Source organism: Streptomyces sp. NPDC007905 (assembly GCF_042959345.1).
Classification (GTDB): Bacteria; Actinomycetota; Actinomycetes; order Streptomycetales; family Streptomycetaceae; genus Streptomyces.
Genome location: NZ_JBIBKS010000007.1, coordinates 40,263 through 59,627 on the forward strand (window position 1 = coordinate 40,263; position 19,365 = coordinate 59,627).

The window sequence follows — 19,365 nt, forward strand, 5'->3', positions numbered from 1 at the left end:
CCGGCGGTGTCACGGCACGGCGGGTGCGGTCACCACCGCGAGGGTGCCGTCGAGGTATGCCGCCCGGGTGGCGCGGCGCTGGATCTTCCCGCTGGAGGTCTTGGGAATGGTGCCGGGCCGCACCAGGACGACGTCGCGCACGGACAGGCCGTGGGCCTCGCCGAGGGCGCTGCGGATCACGTCGGTGATCTTCTGGGACGCGCCGGCGGTGTCCGGGGCGGTCTCGGCGACCAGGACGGGCTGTTCGCCCTCGGCTCCGGCGTCCACGGAGAAGGCGGCGGTGCAGCCGGGGCGCAGGGCGGGGTGGGCCAGCTCGGCGGTCAGCTCCAGGTCCTGCGGGTAGTGGTTGCGGCCGTCGATGACGATGAGGTCCTTCAGGCGGCCGGTGACGAACAGTTCACCGTCGCGCAGCAGGCCGAGGTCACCGGTGCGCAGGAACCGGCCCTCGCGGTCCGGGAGTTGGGCGCGGAAACTCTCGCGGGTGGCGAGGGCGTTGCGCCAGTAGCCCTTGGCGACACTGGCTCCGCCCACCCAGATCTCCCCGATCTCGCCTTCGGGCAGCTCCTTGTGCCACTCGGGGTGGACGATCGCCACGGTGACGCCGGGCCCGGGCCGGCCGCAGCCGACGGCGGCGGCGTCGGCCTCGCCGGCGTTCGGGGCACCGTCGGCGGCCGCGAGCAGCGTCGGTGGGGTGTCCACCGTGCCGCCGGTGACCATGAGGGTGGCCTCGGCCAGGCCGTAACAGGGGTAGAGGGCCTCGCGGCGGAAACCGGCGCGGCCGAAGGTGTCGGCGAAGCGGCGCAGGGTGGCCGCGCGCACCGGCTCCGCCCCGTTGAAGGCGACCTTCCAGGAGCTGAGGTCGAGACCGTCGAGCAGTTCCGGGTCGGCGTGCTTCAGGCAGAGCTCGTAGGCGAAGTTGGGGCCGCCGCTGGTGTGCGGGCGGTAACGGCTGACGGCGGTGAGCCAGCGGTTCGGCCGCTGCAGGAAGTGCAAGGGTGAGAAGAGGGTGGCGGTGGCGCCGAGGTACACCGTGTTCAGGACCGGGCCGATGAGCCCCATGTCGTGGTAGACCGGCAGCCAGCTGACGAACAGCTCGTGGCCGTACTCGGCGATGGTGCCCGGCGTGTGGCCCATGCGCTCGGTGATGACCCGCTCGTTGTCCAGCAGGTTGCCGTGGGTGACCACCACGCCGCGCGGGGCCGAGGTGGAGCCGGAGGTGTACTGGAGGAACGCGACGGAGTCCGCGGTGAGTTCGGGTTCCCGCCAGGCGGCCGCCGCGTCATCGGGGATGTCCTCGGTGGCGACGCGGGCGATCCCGTCGAGTTCGGGCAGGTGCCCGGCCATGCCGTCGAGCGCGGTGATCACATCGCGGCCGCCCAGGATGACCCTGGCGTCCGCGTCGGCCACCAGGCGCTTCATCCGGGTCAGCGCGCGGTGGTTCTGCGCGCGGCCCTGCGGGGGCACGCCCGGTACGGCGACCACACCGGCCGAGAGACAGCCGAGGTAGGCGCAGATGAACTCCGGGCCGGGAGGGTACAGCAGCATGGCGCGCGAGCCGGCCAGTCCGCGTTCCTGCAGCCAGGCGGCGACGGCCCGGGAGCGGGTGGCCAGCCGGTCGTAGGTGAGTTCCTGGATCTCTCCGTCGCAGTCACCGGTGACGAGATGGCGGTACGCGGTGCGCTCCGGGTGGTTCGAGGCGTGCGCGGTCAGTAGATCGACCAGGGAACGTGCCATGGGACGAGTCTCACCTGTCTGAAGAGGTGGGCGCGGAAGAGGAGTTCAAGGGGCGGACCGCACGGGCGGGTCGTCGGCCGCTGCCAACCCGGCCTCGTTGCCGGGTCGTTGGAGTCGGTCCCCGCCGAGAGAGCCGCGAGTCGGACAGCTGCGCGTGATCCCCCCGCAGCGGTGCGCTACCGACGAGTAGCACCATAGCAAGTCCGTTCGGTCGAGATGCCGAACAAAGGTAAACGCTTGGTGTCCAAGGGAGTTGGACCAGCACTCACCGAGCGCATGCGATCTACGACACAGTGCGTTCGGGGACGCCCTTGTACCCCGAATGCCGGCGAGGTGAATCCGCCCTGTCGTTCTCTCTTGGAGCACGCACTCAGCCGCAACCCTCGCCGAACTGCGGCGCCCGCGTCCCTGCCCGGCGGTGTCCGTGCTGACGCCGACCCACCGCAGCGAACCCGAGAACGGCCAGGATCCCGTCCGCCTGCGCAATGTGGTGGCCGAGGCCAGGAAGCGGCTGGAATCCGACCCCGCCGTCACCCGGGAGCGGCGCGCCGAGGTCGTGGCACAGCTCGACCGCGCTGGCCGAAGTGGACCTGGCGCACGCAGAGGACGGCCTGGTGATCTTCGCCGCCCCCGGTGAGCACCAGATCTGGTCGCTGTCCCGCACCGTCCCCGAGCGGGTGGTCCTCTCGGACACCTTCCTCACCCGCAACCTGGTCTCCGCGCAGGCCGTCAGCGCCCCTTCTGGGTGCTGACGCTCTCCACCGACCGCATCGCCCTGTGGAGCGGCGGCACCGAGGGGGTGGTCGAGGACCGCTCGGGCGGCTTCCCTCTCACCCGCAGCCGCGAGAACTTCGACGCCGAGCGCCGGCAGCGCATCGGCGAAGTGCCGAGCACCTTCCGTGACGAGGGTACGCGCCAGTTCCTGCGCGAGGCGGACACCGCCCTCGCGACGCTCCTGCGCGACCAGCCCCGCCGGCTCTGCGTCACCGGCGAGCAGGCGGCGCTCTCCCTGCTGGACGAGGTCGGCAGCGCCGCGAAGGACGCCGTCCGGGTACGCCACGGCGGGCTCGCCCACGCCGGACCCGAGGCGGTGTGGCAGGCCATACGGCCGGTGCTGGAGACGGAGGCACGGAGGGACACCGCCTCCTTGATCAGGGAGCTGACGTCGGCGCGCGGCCACCGGACGTACGCGGCCGGGCCGGACGAGCTCTGGCAGAGCGCCCGGGACGGCCGCGTCCGGCTGCTCGCGGTGGAGGAGAACTTCCGCGCGACCGTTCGCGACCTCGGCGACCACCTCGTCCCCGTCGAACCTGGCGATCTGGACGCCCGCGACGACATCGTGGACGAGATCGTGGAGCAGTGTCTGGAGACCGGCGCCGAGGTCCGCTTCGTCCCCGACGGCACCCTCGGCGAAGCCGACGGCCTGGCGGGGGTGCTGCGCTACTGAGGCACTCCCCCGGCAGCGTTCCCTCTCCGACGTACGCTACCGAGTGATCGTCGGTGAGAGGGAGCGCGCGCATGGGTGACCTGCTGGGTGTGGCCGTACTGGGTGCCGGACACATGGGAGCCGACCACATACGACGCCTCGACGAAGCGGTGAGTGGTGCCAGGGTGGCCGCCGTGGCCGACCCCGACGTGGAACGGGCGAAGGAGGCGGTGGCCGGCCTGGACGGTGTCGCCGTGCGCACGGACCCGGTGGCCGCGCTCGACGTTCCCGGGGTCGCGGCCGTGCTGATCGCTTCTCCCGGCCCCGCGCACGAGGAGGCCCTGCTCGCGGCCTTCGAGCGGGGGCTGCCCGTGCTGTGCGAGAAACCCATGGTGCCGGACTCCATGGGCGCCCTGCGGGTGGTGGAGGCCGAGGCCCGGCTCGGCCGCCGGCTGGCCCAGATCGGTTTCATGCGGCGCTACGACGCCGCGTACCGGCGGCTGAAGTCCCTGCTGGACGGCGGCAGCCTCGGCCGTCCCCTGATGCTGCACTGCACCCACCGCAACGTCGCCTCCCCCGACCACTTCACCAGCGCCATGCTGATCAACAGCTCCGTGTCGCACGAGATCGATGCCGCCCGCTGGCTGCTCGGGCAGGAGCTGACGGCGGTCACCGTGCTGCGGCCGGCGTCCTCGGCGGGCGCGCCGGAGGGCCTGGTCGATCCGCAGTTCGTGCTCTTCGAGACCGAGCACGGCGCCTTGGTCGACGTGGAGGTCTTCGTCAACTGCGGCTTCGGCTACCAGGTGCGCTGCGAGGCCGTGTGCGAGGCGGGCAGCGCCCGGATCGGGGACGAGCACACCATGGTGGTCACCACCCGGGGCAGCGCCGCCGAGGAGGTGGCGCAGGACTACCTCGTCCGTTTCGCCGACGCCTATGACCGTGAGGTGCAGACGTGGGTGGACGCCACCCGGCGCGGCGAGGTCACCGGCCCGAGCGTCTGGGACGGCTACGCGGCCTCCGTCGTCGCCGAGGCCGGGGTGCGGGCGCTGGAGACCGGCGGCCGCGTCGCCGTCGGCCTGGCCCCGCGTCCGGACCTGTACGCGCGGATCATCCGCTGACACTCGCGGCGCCCGTCTCCGGGTGACCGGCGTACGGGCGCGACCAGCGTCACCGTCCACACTGGTGCGGTGAGGCGCGGGAACGGAAGTCGAGGTCGCCGGCCCCACGTGCCGGACCCCTCTCACGGACCCCTCTCACACCCCGCCGAACAGCGCGCTCAGGCCCTGTTCCACGACCGCGGCCACGTCCTCCAGCCCGGCCGGGACCACGGTGTAGGTGTTCAGCAGGAAGCGGCGCAGGGCCGAGGTCGGGAACTGCAGCAGCGCGAGGCCGCACGGCGAATGGAGTTCGAGGACCGTCCGGGTCCGGCCGTACGGCCATATCTGCACGTCCCCGTGTCCGGCCGGGGCCCGCAGGCCCTGGTCCAGCAGGGAGCGCGCGAAGGTCCAGGTGACTTCGTCGCCCGCGAGGGTGGCCTCGGGCGGGAAGTCCACGAAGACGGCCAGCGGATCGTCCGCCGCGTACCGCAGGACGGCCGGTACCGGGACCTCCTCGTCCTCGGCTGTGATGAGACGGGCATGGGCGGGCTGCTCGATGATGACGTCCATGTTTTTAAGGAGTCGGCGGGAGGCCTTTCCAGGACGCCAAATCCGGACAGAGTTGGTGCGCGGCGACCGGTCCGCCGCATCATGGAACACCAGAGCGTCGAACATGTGGCTGAGCGCTGCGTCGAAGCCCTCTCCCGTCGGTCAAGTCCCGTAGTGCGTCTACGACTTGAACCCGCTGGCGCGTACACCATCCGTACTCGCGGAGCACGCCAGGAAGACTCTGGCATATGCCGAAAGCACCACCGTATCGTGTGTTGCCGAATCCCTTACAGGGCGTCGCGGGCTGTGCGACAGTCGTAGCGGTCCCCCCGTCCTCCCTGGCCGTACCGTCACCCATCGGAGTGCGTCATGCCGTCCCCAGTCTCCGCGGACCGCTCAGCCGCCCAGCCGCCCGGGCGCGGCTCGGTCGAGGCGCTGATCACGCAGGCACGGCGACTCAAGGGCGAGGTGGACGCAGTACGGCGGGACGCGCAGAGCGACGGTTCGGACCCGGAGGAACGCTGGCAGCGGGCTCTGTACGACCTCGCACTGCACCAGCTCGACGACCTGGACGCCCACTTGGCGCAACTGCGCGACGGCCCGGAGCCCGCCCCGGCCCCGGAGCCCGCCGGCACCCCGGTCGTCCGGCCCGCACCGGCCGCCGGTGCCCCGCGCGGCTCGCTGCTCAGCCGTGTCGGCAGCGCGGAGTGGAACCTGCTCACGGACGAGGCGGGCTGGTCGGGCGAGCTGTACCACATCCTGGGCCGCGACCCGGCCGCCCCCGCGCTCACCCTGGACGAGCTGCCCTCCCTGGTCCTCGCGGAGGACCGGCCGAAGCTGACCGCGATGGTGACGGACTGCCTGGTCGACGGCAGGCCGATCGACGGCGAGTTCCGCGTCGTACGGCCCGACGGCTCGGTGCGGACCGTGCACATGATGGGCGAGCCCGTGCTCGGCGCCGACGGCGGCACCGCCTCGATGTGGGCCGTGTTCCGTGACGTCAGTGAACTGCGGCGCCACCGGCGGACGGTGCACGAGACCCGTGACTCGCTGCAGCGCCACCAGCGGCAGGCCCAGACCGAGCACCGGCTCGCGGTCGAGCTGCAGGAAGCCGTGCTGCCGCCATGGCGCGGCTCCCTGCGGCTCCCGCACCGGGGACCGGCGACCCTGGACGTGGCCGCCCACTACCTGCCCGCCGCGACGAGCGCCCTGATCGGCGGCGACTGGTACGACGCGCTGGAGCTGTCCGACGGCGCGACCCTGCTCAGCGTCGGCGACCTGACCGGACACGGTGTCGCCGTCACCTCCGGCATGGCGATGCTGCTGGGTGCCGTGCGCGGCATGGCGATGGCCGGCACCCAGCCGGGCCACCTGCTCGCCATGCTCAACCAGTTACTCGACGCCACCGTGCAACCCGCCCTCGGCAGCGCCGTCTGCTGCCGCTACCGGCCCGAAACCCGCACCCTGGCATGGGCACAGGCAGGACACCCCGCCCCGCTGCTCTACCGCGACGGGACGGGGCGCATGCTGAACGCACCGGACGGTGTTCTGCTCGGCGCCACCAGGGGCGCCACCTACGGGCAGGCCGAAGTGACCCTGGCGCCCGGCGACCTCCTCCTGCTGCACACCGACGGGCTGGTGTCCGGGCACACCGGGCCGACCGCCGTGGACCGCCTGCTCGACCTCGCCCCCCGCTTCGACGCGGCGCGCACCTCACAGGACTGTGTGCGCATGGTCGTGGAGGAGTTCGGCGGAGCCGAGCGTGAGGACGACGCCTGTGTGCTCGTCGCCAGGGTCACCGCATGAGTCAGCGCATGCGTCATCGCTGCATGAACTGACCTGCTCATCCGCTGAGGAGCCCCGCGCACGGGCCTCTATGCCGGTGCGCTGTGGTCGCGTCCGCCCTTCGGCTGGGGCAGGGCGAGCCTGATCTCCTCCCGCAGTTCGTGGATCCTCGGGTAGCTGGCGTACTCGGCGGTGAGCCGGTACATCTGGCGCAGCCGGTCCCAGGTGCGGCGGGAGGAGTTCGAGCCCATCGACATCAGGGCCAGCCGCGCATACCGGTCGGCCTGTTCGGGATCGTCGGCGATGAAGCAGGCCGAGGCCATGGAGAGATGGTCGAAGATCTTGGACCGCTCCCGTCCGTCGACGCGCAGCGCCAGGGCCTTCTCCGCGTAGTACTGGGCGTGCGCGGCCGCACCCGGGTCGAACTCCGCGAGCGTGCGGTAGGCGAGGGCCTGCATGCCGTACAGATCTTCGTCCTTGAAGGTCTGCATCCAGTCCGGCGGTTCCACGTCATGCCGGTCGGAGACGAAGAGGTCCTCCGCCTGCCCGAGCGTGCGGCGCATCGCCTGTCCCTTGCCCATGGACGCCTGCGCCCAGGCCTCGATGGTGTGGAACATCGCCTTCGTACGCGGCTGCAGGCGCTCACCCGAACCGGACTGGGCGAGCTTCATCAGGTCCAGCGCGTCGTCGGGCCGGCCGAGGTGCACCATCTGACGGGCCGCCCGGGACAGGGCCTCCCCGGCGCGCGGCCGGTCACCGCCCTCGCGCGCGGCATGGGCGGCGATGACGAAGTACTTCTGGGCCGTGGGCTCCAGACCGACGTCGTGCGACATCCAGCCCGCGAGAACGGCGAGGTTGGCGGCGACGCCCCACAGGCGCCGCTGGAGATGGGGTGGGTGGTGGTAGGCGAGCATGCCGCCCACCTCGTTGAGCTGGCCCACGACCGCCTTGCGCTGGAGCCCGCCGCCACGGGCGGCGTCCCAGGCGCGGAACACCTCGACCGAACGCTCCAGTTCCTCGATCTCCTGCGACCCGATGGGGGCGGCCTCATAGCGGTCGAACCCAGCGGGGTCGGCGTGCAGGGGGTCGTCGAGGACAGGGGCGTCGGCCTTCAGGGTGGGGTCGGTGTGCAACCAGTCGTGCATGGCGCTGCTGAGTGTGGATCCCGCGGCGAGCGCGGCACCCGCGCCCACCAAGCCGCGTCGGTTGAGCATGAGGTCCATTCCCGTGAATTCGGTGAGGACCGCGGCGGTCCGTTCGGGCGCCCACGGCACACCTTCGGGATGTTCCTCCATCCCGTCGCCCTGCCGTTTCCCCGCACGCCCGTGCCGCACCAGACCGAGGTCCTCGATGGTCACGACACGGCCGAGACGCTCGGTGAACAGGGCCGCCAGCACCCGCGGCACCGGATCGCGCGGGATCTCTCCCATGTCGATCCACCGCCGCACCCGGGAGGTGTCGGTCGCCAGCTGGGGGTGGCCCATGGCCGCCGCCTGCTTGTTGACCAGCCTCGCGAGTTCGCCCTTCGACCAGCCGGCCAGGCCGAACAGGTCCGTCAGGCGGGTGTTGGGTTGTCCGCTCACGTCAAGCCCCCAGGTTCTCGGCTGAGTTGACAGTAGCCGCGTGGAGGTTGCCGGGCGACTATTCGCCACGGTTCGCCAGGGTGCGCCAGATGGTGTGCCACTGGGCATCGGGTGTCGAGTAGGAACGCGCCACCCCGACCCGGTCGCCGCTTGATGTGACGGGCACATTCCCCAGGGTGTGCCCGGGCGGCCGGGCCGGGTGGGCGCACACGCTCAAAGCACTGAACACGTGTTTTGGGCACGGACTTACAGCCAGGCACCGCAGGCACACGAAGGGATCTGTATCTCCCATGTACGCAGCATCGTCCTCCGTGTCCGCTCCGCCCCGGCCCCTGCGTACCCGCCCGGCGGGCGGGGGGCCGTACCTCGACCCGGCGGCGCGGCCGGGAGCCCCCGTGCTGGGCGCGGGCCGGCTGCGGCGCGGCCCGGGGCAGCCCGGCCCACAACCGCTCAGCGGGAGACTCGACTTGTCCGGTCCCCAGGGCGCGCAGCTGCGCACCGCCATCGCCTCGGTGCACCGGATCTGTCCGGAGTTCGCGCCGGTGCAGGTGCTGCGCCGCAGCGGACGGTCCGTCCTCCTGGTCGGGACGACAGGGCGCAGTACGGCCGTGGCCAAGTGTCTCCTCGACCAGTCGCCCGCCTGGGCGGAGCGGATCCGCCACGAAATAGCCGCATACCGCTCGTTCGTCCGGCACCGCCCGCCGGTGCGGGTGCCGAGGCTGATCGCGGCGGACCCGGACAACTGCACCCTGGTGATCGAGCGCATGCCGGGCCGGGTGGCGGCGCTCCAGCGGCATCCGTTGGAGGCCCCGCCCCGGCCGGACATCCGGGCCGCGCTCGGCGCGATCTGCCGGCTGAACGCGTGGCGACCCCCGGCGGGCACCTTCGACGCCCCCCTGGACTACGCGGCCCGCATCTCGCGGTACCACGAACTCGGCCTGCTGACCGACCGGGACCTGGGCGACCTGCAGAAGCTGCTGCACGGCATCGCGCATGCGGCGGGCCGCCAGGGGATGGGCCAGTTCTGCCACGGCGACGCCCTGCTCTCGAACATCCTGCTCTCACCGGCCGGTCCAGTGCTGGTGGACTGGGAGCACGCGGGCTGGTACCTGCCGGGGTACGACCTGGCGACGCTGTGGCTGGTGCTCGGGGACGCGCCGGTGGCCCGACGCCAGATCAGCCAGATCGCCCAGTCGGCGGGCCCGGCCTCCCGGGACGCCTTCCTGGTGAACCTGATGCTGCTCCTGACCCGGGAGATTCGTACGTACGAGTCGGCCGTGCAGCGTTCGATGCACGATACGGCCCCGGCGGCACCGGGCACGGCCCACCCGGGTGCTGCGCCGTCCGGCGAGGAACAGCGGCTGCTTCTCAGGCGGCTGCACGACGACTGCCAGCTGGCCCGCCGGGCCGTGCGAGCGGCGGTCGGCACTCGCTGACGGGGACGACGGCTCCGCGGTGCGCCCAGAGCGGCGGCGCACCGCGGACCTTCGTGTATATGGGCACCGGTCAATTCGTGGGCAGCCACTGGTGTACGCCACTGACGCCCCGCAGGCCCGCGCACCGCCGCGGCGAAACTCGCCGAAACCCTTCGTGACGTGGGAAATCAGCGCTCTGAAGGCATCATTGACGGACCATCGGCAAGCCGGTACGACTGACCCAGCTCGGCGCCGCCCGCCCCGCCACGCCCTGCCCGTCACAGGAGGCCGCATTGCGAGGATCCGCCACCGACCCCACGTCCACCCCCGGCCACAGACATCTGAGGCGGACCGCCGGCACGCTCGCCTCAGCGGCCCTGCTGCTGCCGCTGCTCGGCGCGGCCCCGCCCCCGAGCTCCGCGGAGACCCCCGCCGGCCGGCTGCAGCGTGCCTTCGCCACGGCGGCAGCGGAGTACCACGTGCCGCAGAGTGTCCTGTTGGCCGTCTCCTACCTCCAGTCCCGCTGGGACTCGCACGCCGGCGCGCCCAGCGTGACCGGAGGGTACGGCCCGATGCACCTCACCGACGCCCGTACCGCGCTCGCCACGACCGAGCACTTCGCCGAGGGCGCCGAGGACGCCCGCGGCGACAGCGCCCGCGCGGCCCTGCACCCCGACATCGAGGTGCCCCGGAACTCGGCGCTCCCGGCCCGTCTCAGGACGCTGCCCCGGGCGGCCGAGCTGACGGGGCGTCCGGCGGCCGAGCTGCGCACCGATCCGGCCGCCAACATCGCCGGTGGCGCCGCCCTGCTGGCCGCCACCCAGAAGGAGCTGGGCGAGCCGCCGAGCGCGGACCCGGGGGACTGGTACGCAGCGGTGGCCCGCTTCTCCGGCGCGGACGACACGGCGACCGCGGCGGCGTACGCGAACGACGTGTACGACGTGCTGCGCACCGGCGAGGAGCGCACCACGGACGACGGCCAGCGGATCACCCTCGCCGCCCAGCCGCACCTGGCCGCCGACACCGCCCAGCTGAAGCGCGCCGGTCTGCGCACGATCCCGGCGGACGACGCCGAGTGCCCCCGGTCGGTGTCCTGCGAGTGGATCCCGGCGCCGTACTCCGAGTTCGGGGACAACGACTACGGCAATCACGACCTCGGCGACCGTCCGGTGTCGCAGAGCATCAAGTACATCGTCATCCATGACACGGAGGGCACCTGGGACGGGGTCATGAAGCTGATCCAGGACCCCACCTATGTGTCCTGGAACTACACCATCCGCTCCACCGACGGTCTGATCGCCCAGCACGTCAAGGCGAAGGACGTGGCCTGGCACGCGGGCAACTGGGACATCAACGCCCGGTCCGTCGGCATCGAGCACGAGGGCTTCCTCGCCGCGCCGGACGCCTGGTACACGGAGGCGATGTACCGGGCCTCGGCACGGCTGGTGAAGTACCTGGCCCGCAGGTACGACATCCCGCTGGACCGGCAGCACATCCTGGGCCATGACAACGTGCCCGGCCCGACCACCTCCACCATCCCCGGTATGCACACGGACCCGGGCCCGTACTGGGACTGGCGGCACTACTTCCAGCTGCTGGGCCGCCCCTTCCACCGCACGGGCGGCAGGCACTCCGCGCTGGTGACGATCCTGCCGGACTACGCCTCGAACCAGCCGGTGTACACGGGCTGCACCACCAAGGGCGAGCCCTGCACGGCACACGGCTCCGGCGAGGTGCGGCTGTACTCCGACCACGACGTGAACGCGCCGCTGATCAAGGATATCGGTCTGAAGACGGATCCGACCAACGGGGTGAACGATCTGTCCTCAAGGGTCTCCACCGGCCAGCAGTACGCGGTCGCCGACCGCTGGGGCGACTGGACGGCGATCTGGTACCTCGGGCAGAAGGCCTGGTTCGAGAACCCGCGGGAGGAGCCCGCGGCGGTGCGGGCGTCCGGCCTCGTCGTCACCCCCAACGAGGGTCTCCCGAGCGTGCCGGTGTACGGGCGCGCCTACCCGGAGAAGGAGGCCTACCCGGCGGAGGTCCCCGCGCAGTCGGTGGTCCCGCTGCCGTACACGATCCCGGCCGGGCAGACGTACGTGGTCGGTGATGAGGTGCCGGGCGAGTACTACTACGCGGTCACCTTCACTGCCGACTCGCACCGGGTCGTGGTCGGCAAGGACCTGTACTACGAGATCCAGTACGGCCACCGGGTGGCGTTCGTGCGCGCCTCGGACGTCACCCTGGAGGGTTCCGCTCGCTAGCCTGGAGGGTTCCGCTCGCTAGGGCCGGTGCGTCAGCCCTGCTGGAACAGCTCCGCCGGGAGCGGCTTCAGCAGGGCGTACAGGTCGTCGGTGATCGGGCGGTCCCAGGCGGCGATGGTCACGAGGACGCCGTCGCTGCGGTCGAACTGGACACAGGAGATCCGGCTCTCGGAGAGCTTCAGACGCCGCACGATCAGAAGGTTGTCGCCCTGGAGGACCGGCGTGTCCTCGGTGCCGACGACGGTGACCTCCTCGTCGTTCTCCAGCGCCAGCAGCAGTTGGCCCACTTCGAAGGGGACCTCGCCCTCGGCGACGTCCCGGGCCGGGGAGCCCTCGGGGAGGTTGCCGATGATCATGGCGGGGCCGCGGCCGCCGAAGAGGTCGTAGCGCAGGAAGACACCCTGGCAGGTGCCGTCGGGGGCGGGCAGCAGGCCCGCGCCGAGGTTGCCCGGCCAGTCACCCGGGTCCATGGCCAGCACGTCGAAGTCGGGTCCGGCGGGAGTGGCGCTGCGGCGGCGGAGGAACGACATGCGGCCCATGGTACGTGCCCGCGCCTCATGGATGACGTGCGGGCGGCCTGCCCGGCGGCCGCCGTTTCACCCGCCCGCCGCTACGGTCCGTGCCGGTACCGCGGCGCGGCGCGCTCACTTCTCGGCGGCGCCGGCGGCACGCCCGCGACCGGTCCTGGCGCGTGTGACAGGACCGCCTGGGTGACCGAGCCGCGCGCGCGGGCGGGCGCGAGCAGGTGCCGCCGGTGGCGGCCGACGACGCCGGGTCGGCGTCGCTGGAAGCGGCGACGCGGTGGCCGGCCGCTCTGCCGGGCGTGCGGGGAGGCCGGCGAGCCGGTTGCGGTGCGAGGCGGGGAAGCCCTCGGCGAGGAAGCGGGTCTCGTTCTCGACGGCGTCCTGGCCGACCCGGGCCGGGGCAGGCCGGCCGGGCGCGGCCGGGTGTGCGCCGGCCACGGGTAGGCGGCGATCAGCTGGACGCGGGCCTCGCGCAGGGCGGCCTCCTCGAGGACGACGCCGAGGGTGGCCCGGTCGGGGCTTCGGCGTGCGGGCCGACGGCCACCCGGGGCCAAGTTCGGCCGGGCCCTCCCCGTGCACCTCGCCGCCGGATCGGGGTGACGACGGCCACCGGGCGCTCGGCGTCGCACGCGGCGGCGAAACCGTTGGAGCCGGGCGGCAGGCCGGCGAAGCCGCCCCGGCCCGCGAACCGAGGACCAACGGTCGGGCGTCCGTGCCGAGTTCGGGCGGTCCGTCCACCCGGCACGCCGCCGACTGTCCCGGGAACGGGCTCGCGCTACGAGCTCGCTCAGGTGAGGTCGAACTCGCCTTCGCGTGCGCCGGAGACGAACGCGCCCCATTCCGCGGGGGTGAAGATCAGGGAGGGGCTTTCCGGCCGGCCGCTGTTGCGCATCGCGATGAATCCCTCGACAAAGGCGATCTGGACATCGCCCAGTCCTCGGCTGCTGGACTGCCACTCGGCGCTGCTGAGGTCCAGCTCCGGCTTGTCCCAGCCCGCGAACGGCTGCTGCTGGATGGTGCTCTCGGCCACGTCCGTGCTCCTCCCGATTCGTCGTCCGCGGGCCAGCCTAGCGACCGCTTCCTACGGCCGACAGGCCATGTGAGGAGGACTTTCGGGCGGCCTTCAGCAGTCCGGGGGCTCGGACCCCACGAGCCACATGGAGAAGAACTGCGAACCGCCGCCGTAGGCGTGTCCGAGCACTTTCCGGGCGCCGTCCACCTGGTGTTCCCCGGCCTGGCCACGCGCCTGGAGGGCCGCCTCCGCGAAGCGGATCATGCCGGAGGCGCCGATGGGGTTGGTGGACAGCACCCCGCCCGACATGTTGACCGGCAGGTCTCCCGCCAGCTCGGTCACCCCGGACTCGGTGAGCTTCCAGCCCTCGCCCTCCTCGGCGAAGCCGAGGTTCTCCAGCCACATGGGTTCGTACCACGAGAACGGCACGTACATCTCGACGGCGTCGATGTCACGGCGCGGGTCGGCGATGCCTGCCTGCCGGTAGACGTCGGCGGCGCAGTCCTGGCCGGCCTGCGGCGAGACGAAGTCCTTGCCGGCGAAGAGGGTCGGCTCGCTGCGCATGGCGCCGCCGAGCATCCAGGCGGGCGGCCGGGGTGCGCGGGCGGCTCCGGCACGGTCGGTGAGGATCATGGCGCAGGCGCCGTCGGAGGACGGGCAGGTCTCCGAGTAGCGGATCGGGTCCCACAGCATGGGCGAGGCCTGGACCTTCTCCAGCGTGATGTCGTGCTCGTGGAGGTGGGCCCAGGGGTTCTTCAGAGCGTTGCGGCGGTCCTTGTAGGCGACGAGGGAGCCGATGGTGTCGGGGGCCCCGCTGCGCCGCATGTAGGCGCGCACGTGCGGGGCGAAGAAGCCGCCCGCGCCGGCGAGCAGGGGCTGCTGGAAGGGGATGGGCAGCGACAGGCCCCACATGGCGTTGGACTCGGACTGCTTTTCGAAGGCCAGGGTGAGCACGGTCCGGTGGACGCGGGCCGCGACGAGGTTCGCGGCGACCAGGGCGGTGGAGCCGCCGACGGAGCCCGCGGTGTGCACCCGCAGCATCGGCTTGCCCACCGCTCCCAGCGCGTCGGCGAGGTACAGCTCGGGCATCATCACGCCCTCGAAGAAGTCGGGCGCCTTGCCGATGACCACGGCGTCGATGTCGGCCCAGGTCAACTCGGCGTCGTCGAGCGCCCTTCGGGCGGCCTCGCGGACGAGCCCGGCGATCGACACGTCCCGGCGGGCGGCCACGTGCTTGGTCTGGCCGATTCCTGTGACGGCCACGGGCTCCTTGCTCATCGTGGATCCCCTTCGAGTACGGCGACCAGGTTCTGCTGCAGGCAGGGTCCGGAGGTGGCGTGGGCGAGGGCGCGGTCGGACTCGCCCCGGTGGATGCGGGCGGCGGCCTCGCCGATGCGGATGAGCCCGGCGGCCATGACCGGGTTGGCGGCGAGGGCACCGCCGGAGGGGTTGACGCGGACGCCGTCGCCGAGGCGGAGCGCCTTGCGCAGGACGACCTCCTGCGAGGTGAACGGGGCGTGCAGCTCGGCGGTGTCGACGGTGGGGGCGCCTCCCCCGCCCTCAAGGCCGCGGGGGAGTTCGAAGGCCCCCGCCTTCTCGGCGGCGAGCCGGGTGGAGGGCGAGTCGGTCAGGTCGCGCACGCCCAGGCCGTGCGCCTCGATGCGGTGGTCGACGCCCCGGATCCAGGCGGGCCGCTCGCACAGTTCGCGGGCCCGCTCCCCCGCCGCGAGGATCACGGCGGCGGCGCCGTCGCCGATGGGCGCGCAGTCGCCGGTGCGCAAGGGCCGTACGAGATAATCGCCCTGGGGCACCTCGCCCTTGAGCTGGGCGTGCGGGTTGGCGGTGGCGTCCGCGCGACTGCGTGCGGCGACGCCGGCAAGCGCCCGTTCGTCGGTGTGGCCCGCGTCGACGAGGGCCTGCGCCTGGAGCGCGGCCAGGGCCACGGAGTCGGGCCAGAGGGGGGCCACGTAGTACGGGTCGAGCTGCCGGGTCAGTACGTCCCGCAGCGAGCCGGGTGAGCACTTGCCGTAGGAGTAGACGAGCGCGGTGTCGGCGTCGCCGGTGAGCAGTTTGGTCCAGGCCTCGTACAGCGCCCACGCGCCGTCCATCTCGACGTGGGACTCGGAGATCGGCGGCCAGGCGCCGACGCCGTCGAGGGCGAGGGTGAAGGAGAAGGCGCGGCCGGCGAGGTAGTCGCTGGAGCCGGAACAGGTGAAGCCGATGTCGGCGGTCTTCAACCCCGTCTGCTGCAGGACCTGGTGCAGCACCGGCATGAGCATCTCGACCTCGGAGGACTCCTCGGTGGAGCGGCGGTGGTCGGTCTGGGCGAAGGCGACGACGGCGATCTCGCGGCGCGCTGGGGCTTCTTCGCGGGTCACAGCAGCTCCTTGTACGTCTCGTAGTCCGCGTCGGGTTCACCGGTGGGCCGGTAGTGGTCGGGGTAGCGGGCGCCTTCCGTCCACACCGGCTCGACGCGCAGGCCCATGCGCACCCGGTCGTAGGGGATGCCGCCGATGCGGGCGTGCAGAGCGAGGTCGGCGCCGTCGAGGGCGATGTGTGCGTAGACGTACGGCACCTCGATGTCGAGATTCGCCGTATGAGTGGCCTTGATGTTGACGATGCAGAAGGTGGTGACCGTGCCGCGGGGACCGACCTCCACCTGTTCCGACGTGGCGACGCCGCAGGTGGGGCACGCACCTCGCGGCGGTACGTACACCTTGCGGCAGGCGGGGCAGCGCTCGCCGACGGTCCGCTGTTCGGAGAGGGCGTTGATGTAGGCGGACTGGGCGCGGCCGGGCGAGTAGGTGTAGTCGAGGCGGGCCGGGGCGACGATCCCGGTGCGGGGGTCGTCGAACTCGCCGGTGTGGCCGTCCGGTTGCGCCGGTTCGCCGTCGTACGGCTCGAAGCAGGCGATGTCGGTGATGGAGCCCGTGCGTTCCCCGGCCCAGCGGATCCGCACCCGCATGCCGGTGTGCACGGCGTCGGGGCCGGGGGCGCCGAGGGCGTGCAGGAGGGTGGTGTCGGCGCCGTCGAGCCGGACCAGGACCCAGCCGAATGGGGTGGCGAGGGGCTGGCCGCGGCGGGGCTCGTGGTTCCAGGCCCAGGTGGTGACCGTACCGGTGGGTGCGACTTCGACCAGGTCGCGGATCTCCTCGGCGGTGACGGGGTCGTACTCGACGGGCGGGACGAGGGTGCGGCCGTCGGTGGTCTTCACGCCGAGGACGACGCGTTCGCGCAGGCCGGTGAGGAAGGCGCTCTGGACCGGGCCGAGGGAGCGGGTGAAGGGGAACTCGACGACGAGCGGGGCTTTGAGGACTTCGGGCATGCCTGATGGCTCCTTCGATGGGTCAGGCGCGCTGGTAGACGGGGGGCCGCTTCTCGGCGAAGGCGCGGGCGCCCTCCTTGGCGTCGGCGGTGTCGAAGACCGGCCGGCCGCGGGCGAGTTCGGCGGCGAGTCCCTCGCTCTCGGTCATCTCGGCGGTCTCGTACACCGACGCCTTGACGGCCTCCACGGCGAGCGGTCCGCAGGCGTTGATCTGCTCGGCGATCTCCAGCGCCCTGGCGAGCGCGGTGCCGTCGGGGACGACGTGCCCGATGAGCCCGATGGCGGCTGCCTCCCGGGCGCTGTAGGGCCGCCCGGTGAGCAGCATCTCCAGGGCGTGGGTGCGCGGGATCTGGCGCTGCAGCCGGACGGTCGAGCCGCCGATCGGGAACAGGCCGCGTCTGACCTCGAACAGGCCGAAGGTCGCGGACTCGCCCGCGACCCGGATGTCGGTGCCCTGCAGGATCTCGGTGCCGCCGGCCACGCAGTACCCCTCGACGGCGGCGATCACCGGTTTGCGGGGCCGGTGGTGGCGCAGCATGGCCTTCCAGTGCAGGTCGGGGTCGGCCTTGAGCCGGTCGCGGTACGGCTGCCCTGCCATGCCGCCGCCGGCCAGGGCCTTGAGGTCCATGCCGGCGCAGAAGGCGCCCCCGGCCCCGGTGAGCACGATCGAGCGGATCGCGTCGTCCTCGTCGGCCTCGGCCCAGCCGTCGTGGAGGCCGACGAGCATCGGGAGCGAGAGCGCGTTCTTGGCGTCGGGCCTGTTGAGTGTGAGCACCAGTGTGGCGTCTTCGCGCTGCACGGTGAGGTGTTCCGTCCCACCCATTGCGCATCTCCCCTCGGTAAGAACGAGAACAGGTTGCAGTAGGCGGGGAGGCACTTCAAGGGAACTTCCCGGGTTTTCTGACAGACAGTCAGGTTTGTTCGCGCGGGCCCTTCACAGTTGCGGCGCCCTTTGCTCTGATGACCGGCGAACCGGTGGATCGCCAGGCCGTGAGAGGTCAGGAGGAGCGGTGGAGTACAACCTTGCCGACCTGTTCGAGTCGGTCGTCGACGTGGTCCCGGACCGTGAGGCGCTCGTGTACCTCGACCACCCCGGCACCGGCGCGGAACGCCGCCTGACGTACGCGGAGCTGGACGCGGCCGCCAACCGCATCGCCCACCACCTGATCGACAGCGGGATACGGCCCGGCGAGCATCTGGGCCTCCACCTGTACAACGGCGTCGAGTACCTGCAGACGGTGCTGGGCTGCCTGAAGGCGCGGATCGTCCCGGTCAACGTCAACTACCGCTATGTCAACGCGGAGTTGGTGTACCTCTACCGGGACGCGGACCTGGTGGCGCTGGTCTTCGACGGGGAGTTCGGCGACCGGGTGGCGGCGGCGCTGCCGCGTGCGCCGCAGCTGCGGCATCTGCTGCGGGTGGGCCCGGGGGCGGCCGAGGTGCCCGGTGCGGTGCCGTTCACCGAGGCCGAGGCGTCCGGATCACCCGAGCGCGGCTTCCCGGCCCGCTCGGGCGACGACCAGTTCATCATCTACACCGGCGGTACGACCGGCATGCCGAAAGGTGTGATGTGGCGCCAGGAGGACCTGTTCTTCGCGGGCCTGGGAGGTGGGGCGCCGACGGGTGAGCCGGTGAAGACCCCCCGGCAGCTGGCCGAGCGCGTCGCGGCGGGTGGGTCGGGGATCACCTTCTTCCCCACTCCCCCCCTGATGCACGGAACGTCCACCCTCACCGCGTTCATCGGCTTCAACTTCGGCCAGCGGGTCGTCCTGCACCGCAGGTTCGTACCGGAGGAGGTGTTGCGGACCGTCGAGAAGGAGAAGGTCACCAGCATGTCGCTGGTCGGCGACGCGATGCTCCGGCCGCTGATCGACGCCCTCGGCGGGCCGCTGAAGGGTACGGACTGCTCGGCGCTGTTCAGCGTCTCCTCGTCGGGCGCCATCATGTCGGAGACCGTGCGCCGGCAGTTCCGGGAACTGGTCCCGAACGCCATACTGCTGAACAACTTCGGCTCCTCCGAGTCCGGCTTCAACGGCACCGCGACGGAGGACTCGGGACCTGACCGGGGCTTCCGCATCCGGGTCAACTCACGCACACGGGTGGTGGATCCGGCGACCCACGAGCCGATCGCGGCGGGCGGGACCGGCCGGGTCGCCCAGTACGGCCATGTGCCGCTGGGCTACTACAACGACCCGCGCAAGACCGCCGAGACGTTCTTCGAGAAGGACGGACAGCGCTGGGTGCTGCTCGGCGACATGGCGACGGTGGACGAGGAGGGCGTGGTCACCGTCCTCGGCCGGGGCTCGCAGTGCATCAACACCGGGGGCGAGAAGGTGTACCCGGAGGAGGTCGAGCAGGCGCTCAAGGCCCATCCGGACGTGTACGACGCCCTGGTGGCCGGGGTGCCCGACGCGACGTGGGGCAACCATGTGGCGGCCGTGGTGCAACTGCGCGAGGGAGCCCGGCACCCCTCGCTGACCGACATCCAGGACCACTGCCGTAGCCGGCTGGCCGGATACAAGGTCCCGCGCCAGCTGGTGATCACGGACTCCGTCCGGCGGTCCCCGAGCGGCAAGGCGGACTACCGGTGGGCCCGGGAGGTGGCGGTGGCGGCGGACGCCTCCTCCGCGTAGGCGCGGGGTGGCGGCGAC

Annotated in this window: 14 protein-coding genes and 1 pseudogene; 6 read left to right on the plus strand and 9 right to left on the minus strand. The window is 72.1% G+C overall.

Features of this window, described 5'->3' with window-relative positions; genetic code table 11:
- Window positions 1-9 precede the first annotated feature (9 nt).
- Window positions 10-1,734, minus strand: coding sequence for an AMP-binding protein (locus ACFZDC_RS14165; RefSeq protein WP_391323530.1), 1,725 nt, complete (start codon window positions 1,732-1,734; stop codon window positions 10-12).
- Window positions 1,735-2,091: 357 nt separating this feature from the next.
- On the opposite strand from ACFZDC_RS14165, the pseudogene ACFZDC_RS14170 reads away from it, so the two are divergent.
- Window positions 2,092-3,181: pseudogene (locus ACFZDC_RS14170) on the plus strand (chemotaxis protein).
- A gap of 71 nt (window positions 3,182-3,252) precedes the next feature.
- Entirely contained in the window at window positions 3,253-4,278 is a 1,026-nt protein-coding gene (locus ACFZDC_RS14175) for a Gfo/Idh/MocA family oxidoreductase (RefSeq protein WP_391323532.1), read from the plus strand.
- 135 nt (window positions 4,279-4,413) lie between these two features.
- Here ACFZDC_RS14175 and ACFZDC_RS14180 read toward each other — a convergent pair whose 3' ends face one another.
- Complete coding sequence (locus ACFZDC_RS14180; protein ID WP_391323534.1) at window positions 4,414-4,827, minus strand: SsgA family sporulation/cell division regulator; 414 nt, start codon at window positions 4,825-4,827, stop codon at window positions 4,414-4,416.
- 348 nt (window positions 4,828-5,175) lie between these two features.
- Between ACFZDC_RS14180 and ACFZDC_RS14185 the strand changes: the two genes are divergently transcribed.
- Entirely contained in the window at window positions 5,176-6,612 is a 1,437-nt protein-coding gene (locus ACFZDC_RS14185) for a SpoIIE family protein phosphatase (protein WP_391323536.1), read from the plus strand.
- 68 nt (window positions 6,613-6,680) lie between these two features.
- Here ACFZDC_RS14185 and ACFZDC_RS14190 read toward each other — a convergent pair whose 3' ends face one another.
- The gene (locus ACFZDC_RS14190) at window positions 6,681-8,174 is read right to left on the minus strand and encodes a hypothetical protein (RefSeq protein WP_391323538.1); all 1,494 of its coding nucleotides are present in this window, start codon (window positions 8,172-8,174) and stop codon (window positions 6,681-6,683) included.
- Window positions 8,175-8,464: 290 nt separating this feature from the next.
- Here ACFZDC_RS14190 and ACFZDC_RS14195 point away from each other — a divergent pair, with 290 nt between their 5' ends.
- Window positions 8,465-9,610, plus strand: a complete 1,146-nt coding sequence (locus tag ACFZDC_RS14195) for a phosphotransferase (protein WP_391323541.1) — start codon at window positions 8,465-8,467, stop codon at window positions 9,608-9,610.
- Window positions 9,611-9,882: 272 nt separating this feature from the next.
- Window positions 9,883-11,853 (plus strand): N-acetylmuramoyl-L-alanine amidase, encoded by a 1,971-nt coding sequence (locus tag ACFZDC_RS14200; RefSeq protein ID WP_391323543.1) that lies wholly within the window; start codon window positions 9,883-9,885, stop codon window positions 11,851-11,853.
- Window positions 11,854-11,885: 32 nt separating this feature from the next.
- On the opposite strand, the gene ACFZDC_RS14205 is transcribed toward ACFZDC_RS14200, so the two are convergent.
- The 6 genes from ACFZDC_RS14205 to ACFZDC_RS14230 form a co-directional block, all read right to left on the minus strand.
- Entirely contained in the window at window positions 11,886-12,383 is a 498-nt protein-coding gene (locus tag ACFZDC_RS14205; protein ID WP_391323545.1) for a hypothetical protein, read from the minus strand.
- A gap of 781 nt (window positions 12,384-13,164) precedes the next feature.
- Complete coding sequence (locus ACFZDC_RS14210) at window positions 13,165-13,407, minus strand: DUF397 domain-containing protein (protein WP_391323547.1); 243 nt, start codon at window positions 13,405-13,407, stop codon at window positions 13,165-13,167.
- Window positions 13,408-13,500: 93 nt separating this feature from the next.
- Complete coding sequence (locus ACFZDC_RS14215; RefSeq protein ID WP_391323549.1) at window positions 13,501-14,667, minus strand: thiolase domain-containing protein; 1,167 nt, start codon at window positions 14,665-14,667, stop codon at window positions 13,501-13,503.
- The gene (locus ACFZDC_RS14220; protein WP_391323552.1) at window positions 14,664-15,767 is read right to left on the minus strand and encodes a thiolase domain-containing protein; all 1,104 of its coding nucleotides are present in this window, start codon (window positions 15,765-15,767) and stop codon (window positions 14,664-14,666) included. Before ACFZDC_RS14220 ends, ACFZDC_RS14215 begins: the two co-directional genes overlap by 4 nt.
- Window positions 15,764-16,714, minus strand: a complete 951-nt coding sequence (locus ACFZDC_RS14225; RefSeq protein ID WP_391323554.1) for an OB-fold domain-containing protein — start codon at window positions 16,712-16,714, stop codon at window positions 15,764-15,766. Before ACFZDC_RS14225 ends, ACFZDC_RS14220 begins: the two co-directional genes overlap by 4 nt.
- Window positions 16,715-16,736: 22 nt before the next feature.
- A complete protein-coding gene (locus tag ACFZDC_RS14230; protein ID WP_391323556.1) occupies window positions 16,737-17,537 on the minus strand; it encodes a crotonase/enoyl-CoA hydratase family protein in 801 nt (266 codons plus the stop codon).
- A gap of 187 nt (window positions 17,538-17,724) precedes the next feature.
- Between ACFZDC_RS14230 and ACFZDC_RS14235 the strand changes: the two genes are divergently transcribed.
- Window positions 17,725-19,347 (plus strand): AMP-binding protein, encoded by a 1,623-nt coding sequence (locus ACFZDC_RS14235; RefSeq protein WP_391323558.1) that lies wholly within the window; start codon window positions 17,725-17,727, stop codon window positions 19,345-19,347.
- Window positions 19,348-19,365: the final 18 nt, after the last annotated feature.

Excerpts from the sequence above, each read along its gene's own strand:
- ACFZDC_RS14215 (WP_391323549.1), bottom strand. The coding sequence starts at position 14,667 with ATGAGCAAGGAGCCCGTGGCCGTCACAGGAATCGGCCAGACCAAGCAC.
- ACFZDC_RS14195 (WP_391323541.1), top strand. The coding sequence starts at position 8,465 with ATGTACGCAGCATCGTCCTCCGTGTCCGCTCCGCCCCGGCCCCTGCGT.
- ACFZDC_RS14230 (WP_391323556.1), bottom strand. The coding sequence starts at position 17,537 with ATGGGTGGGACGGAACACCTCACCGTGCAGCGCGAAGACGCCACACTG.
- ACFZDC_RS14225 (WP_391323554.1), bottom strand. The coding sequence starts at position 16,714 with ATGCCCGAAGTCCTCAAAGCCCCGCTCGTCGTCGAGTTCCCCTTCACC.
- ACFZDC_RS14175 (WP_391323532.1), top strand. The coding sequence starts at position 3,253 with ATGGGTGACCTGCTGGGTGTGGCCGTACTGGGTGCCGGACACATGGGA.
- ACFZDC_RS14185 (WP_391323536.1), top strand. The coding sequence starts at position 5,176 with ATGCCGTCCCCAGTCTCCGCGGACCGCTCAGCCGCCCAGCCGCCCGGG.
- ACFZDC_RS14180 (WP_391323534.1), bottom strand. The coding sequence starts at position 4,827 with ATGGACGTCATCATCGAGCAGCCCGCCCATGCCCGTCTCATCACAGCC.
- ACFZDC_RS14165 (WP_391323530.1), bottom strand. The coding sequence starts at position 1,734 with ATGGCACGTTCCCTGGTCGATCTACTGACCGCGCACGCCTCGAACCAC.
- ACFZDC_RS14205 (WP_391323545.1), bottom strand. The coding sequence starts at position 12,383 with ATGTCGTTCCTCCGCCGCCGCAGCGCCACTCCCGCCGGACCCGACTTC.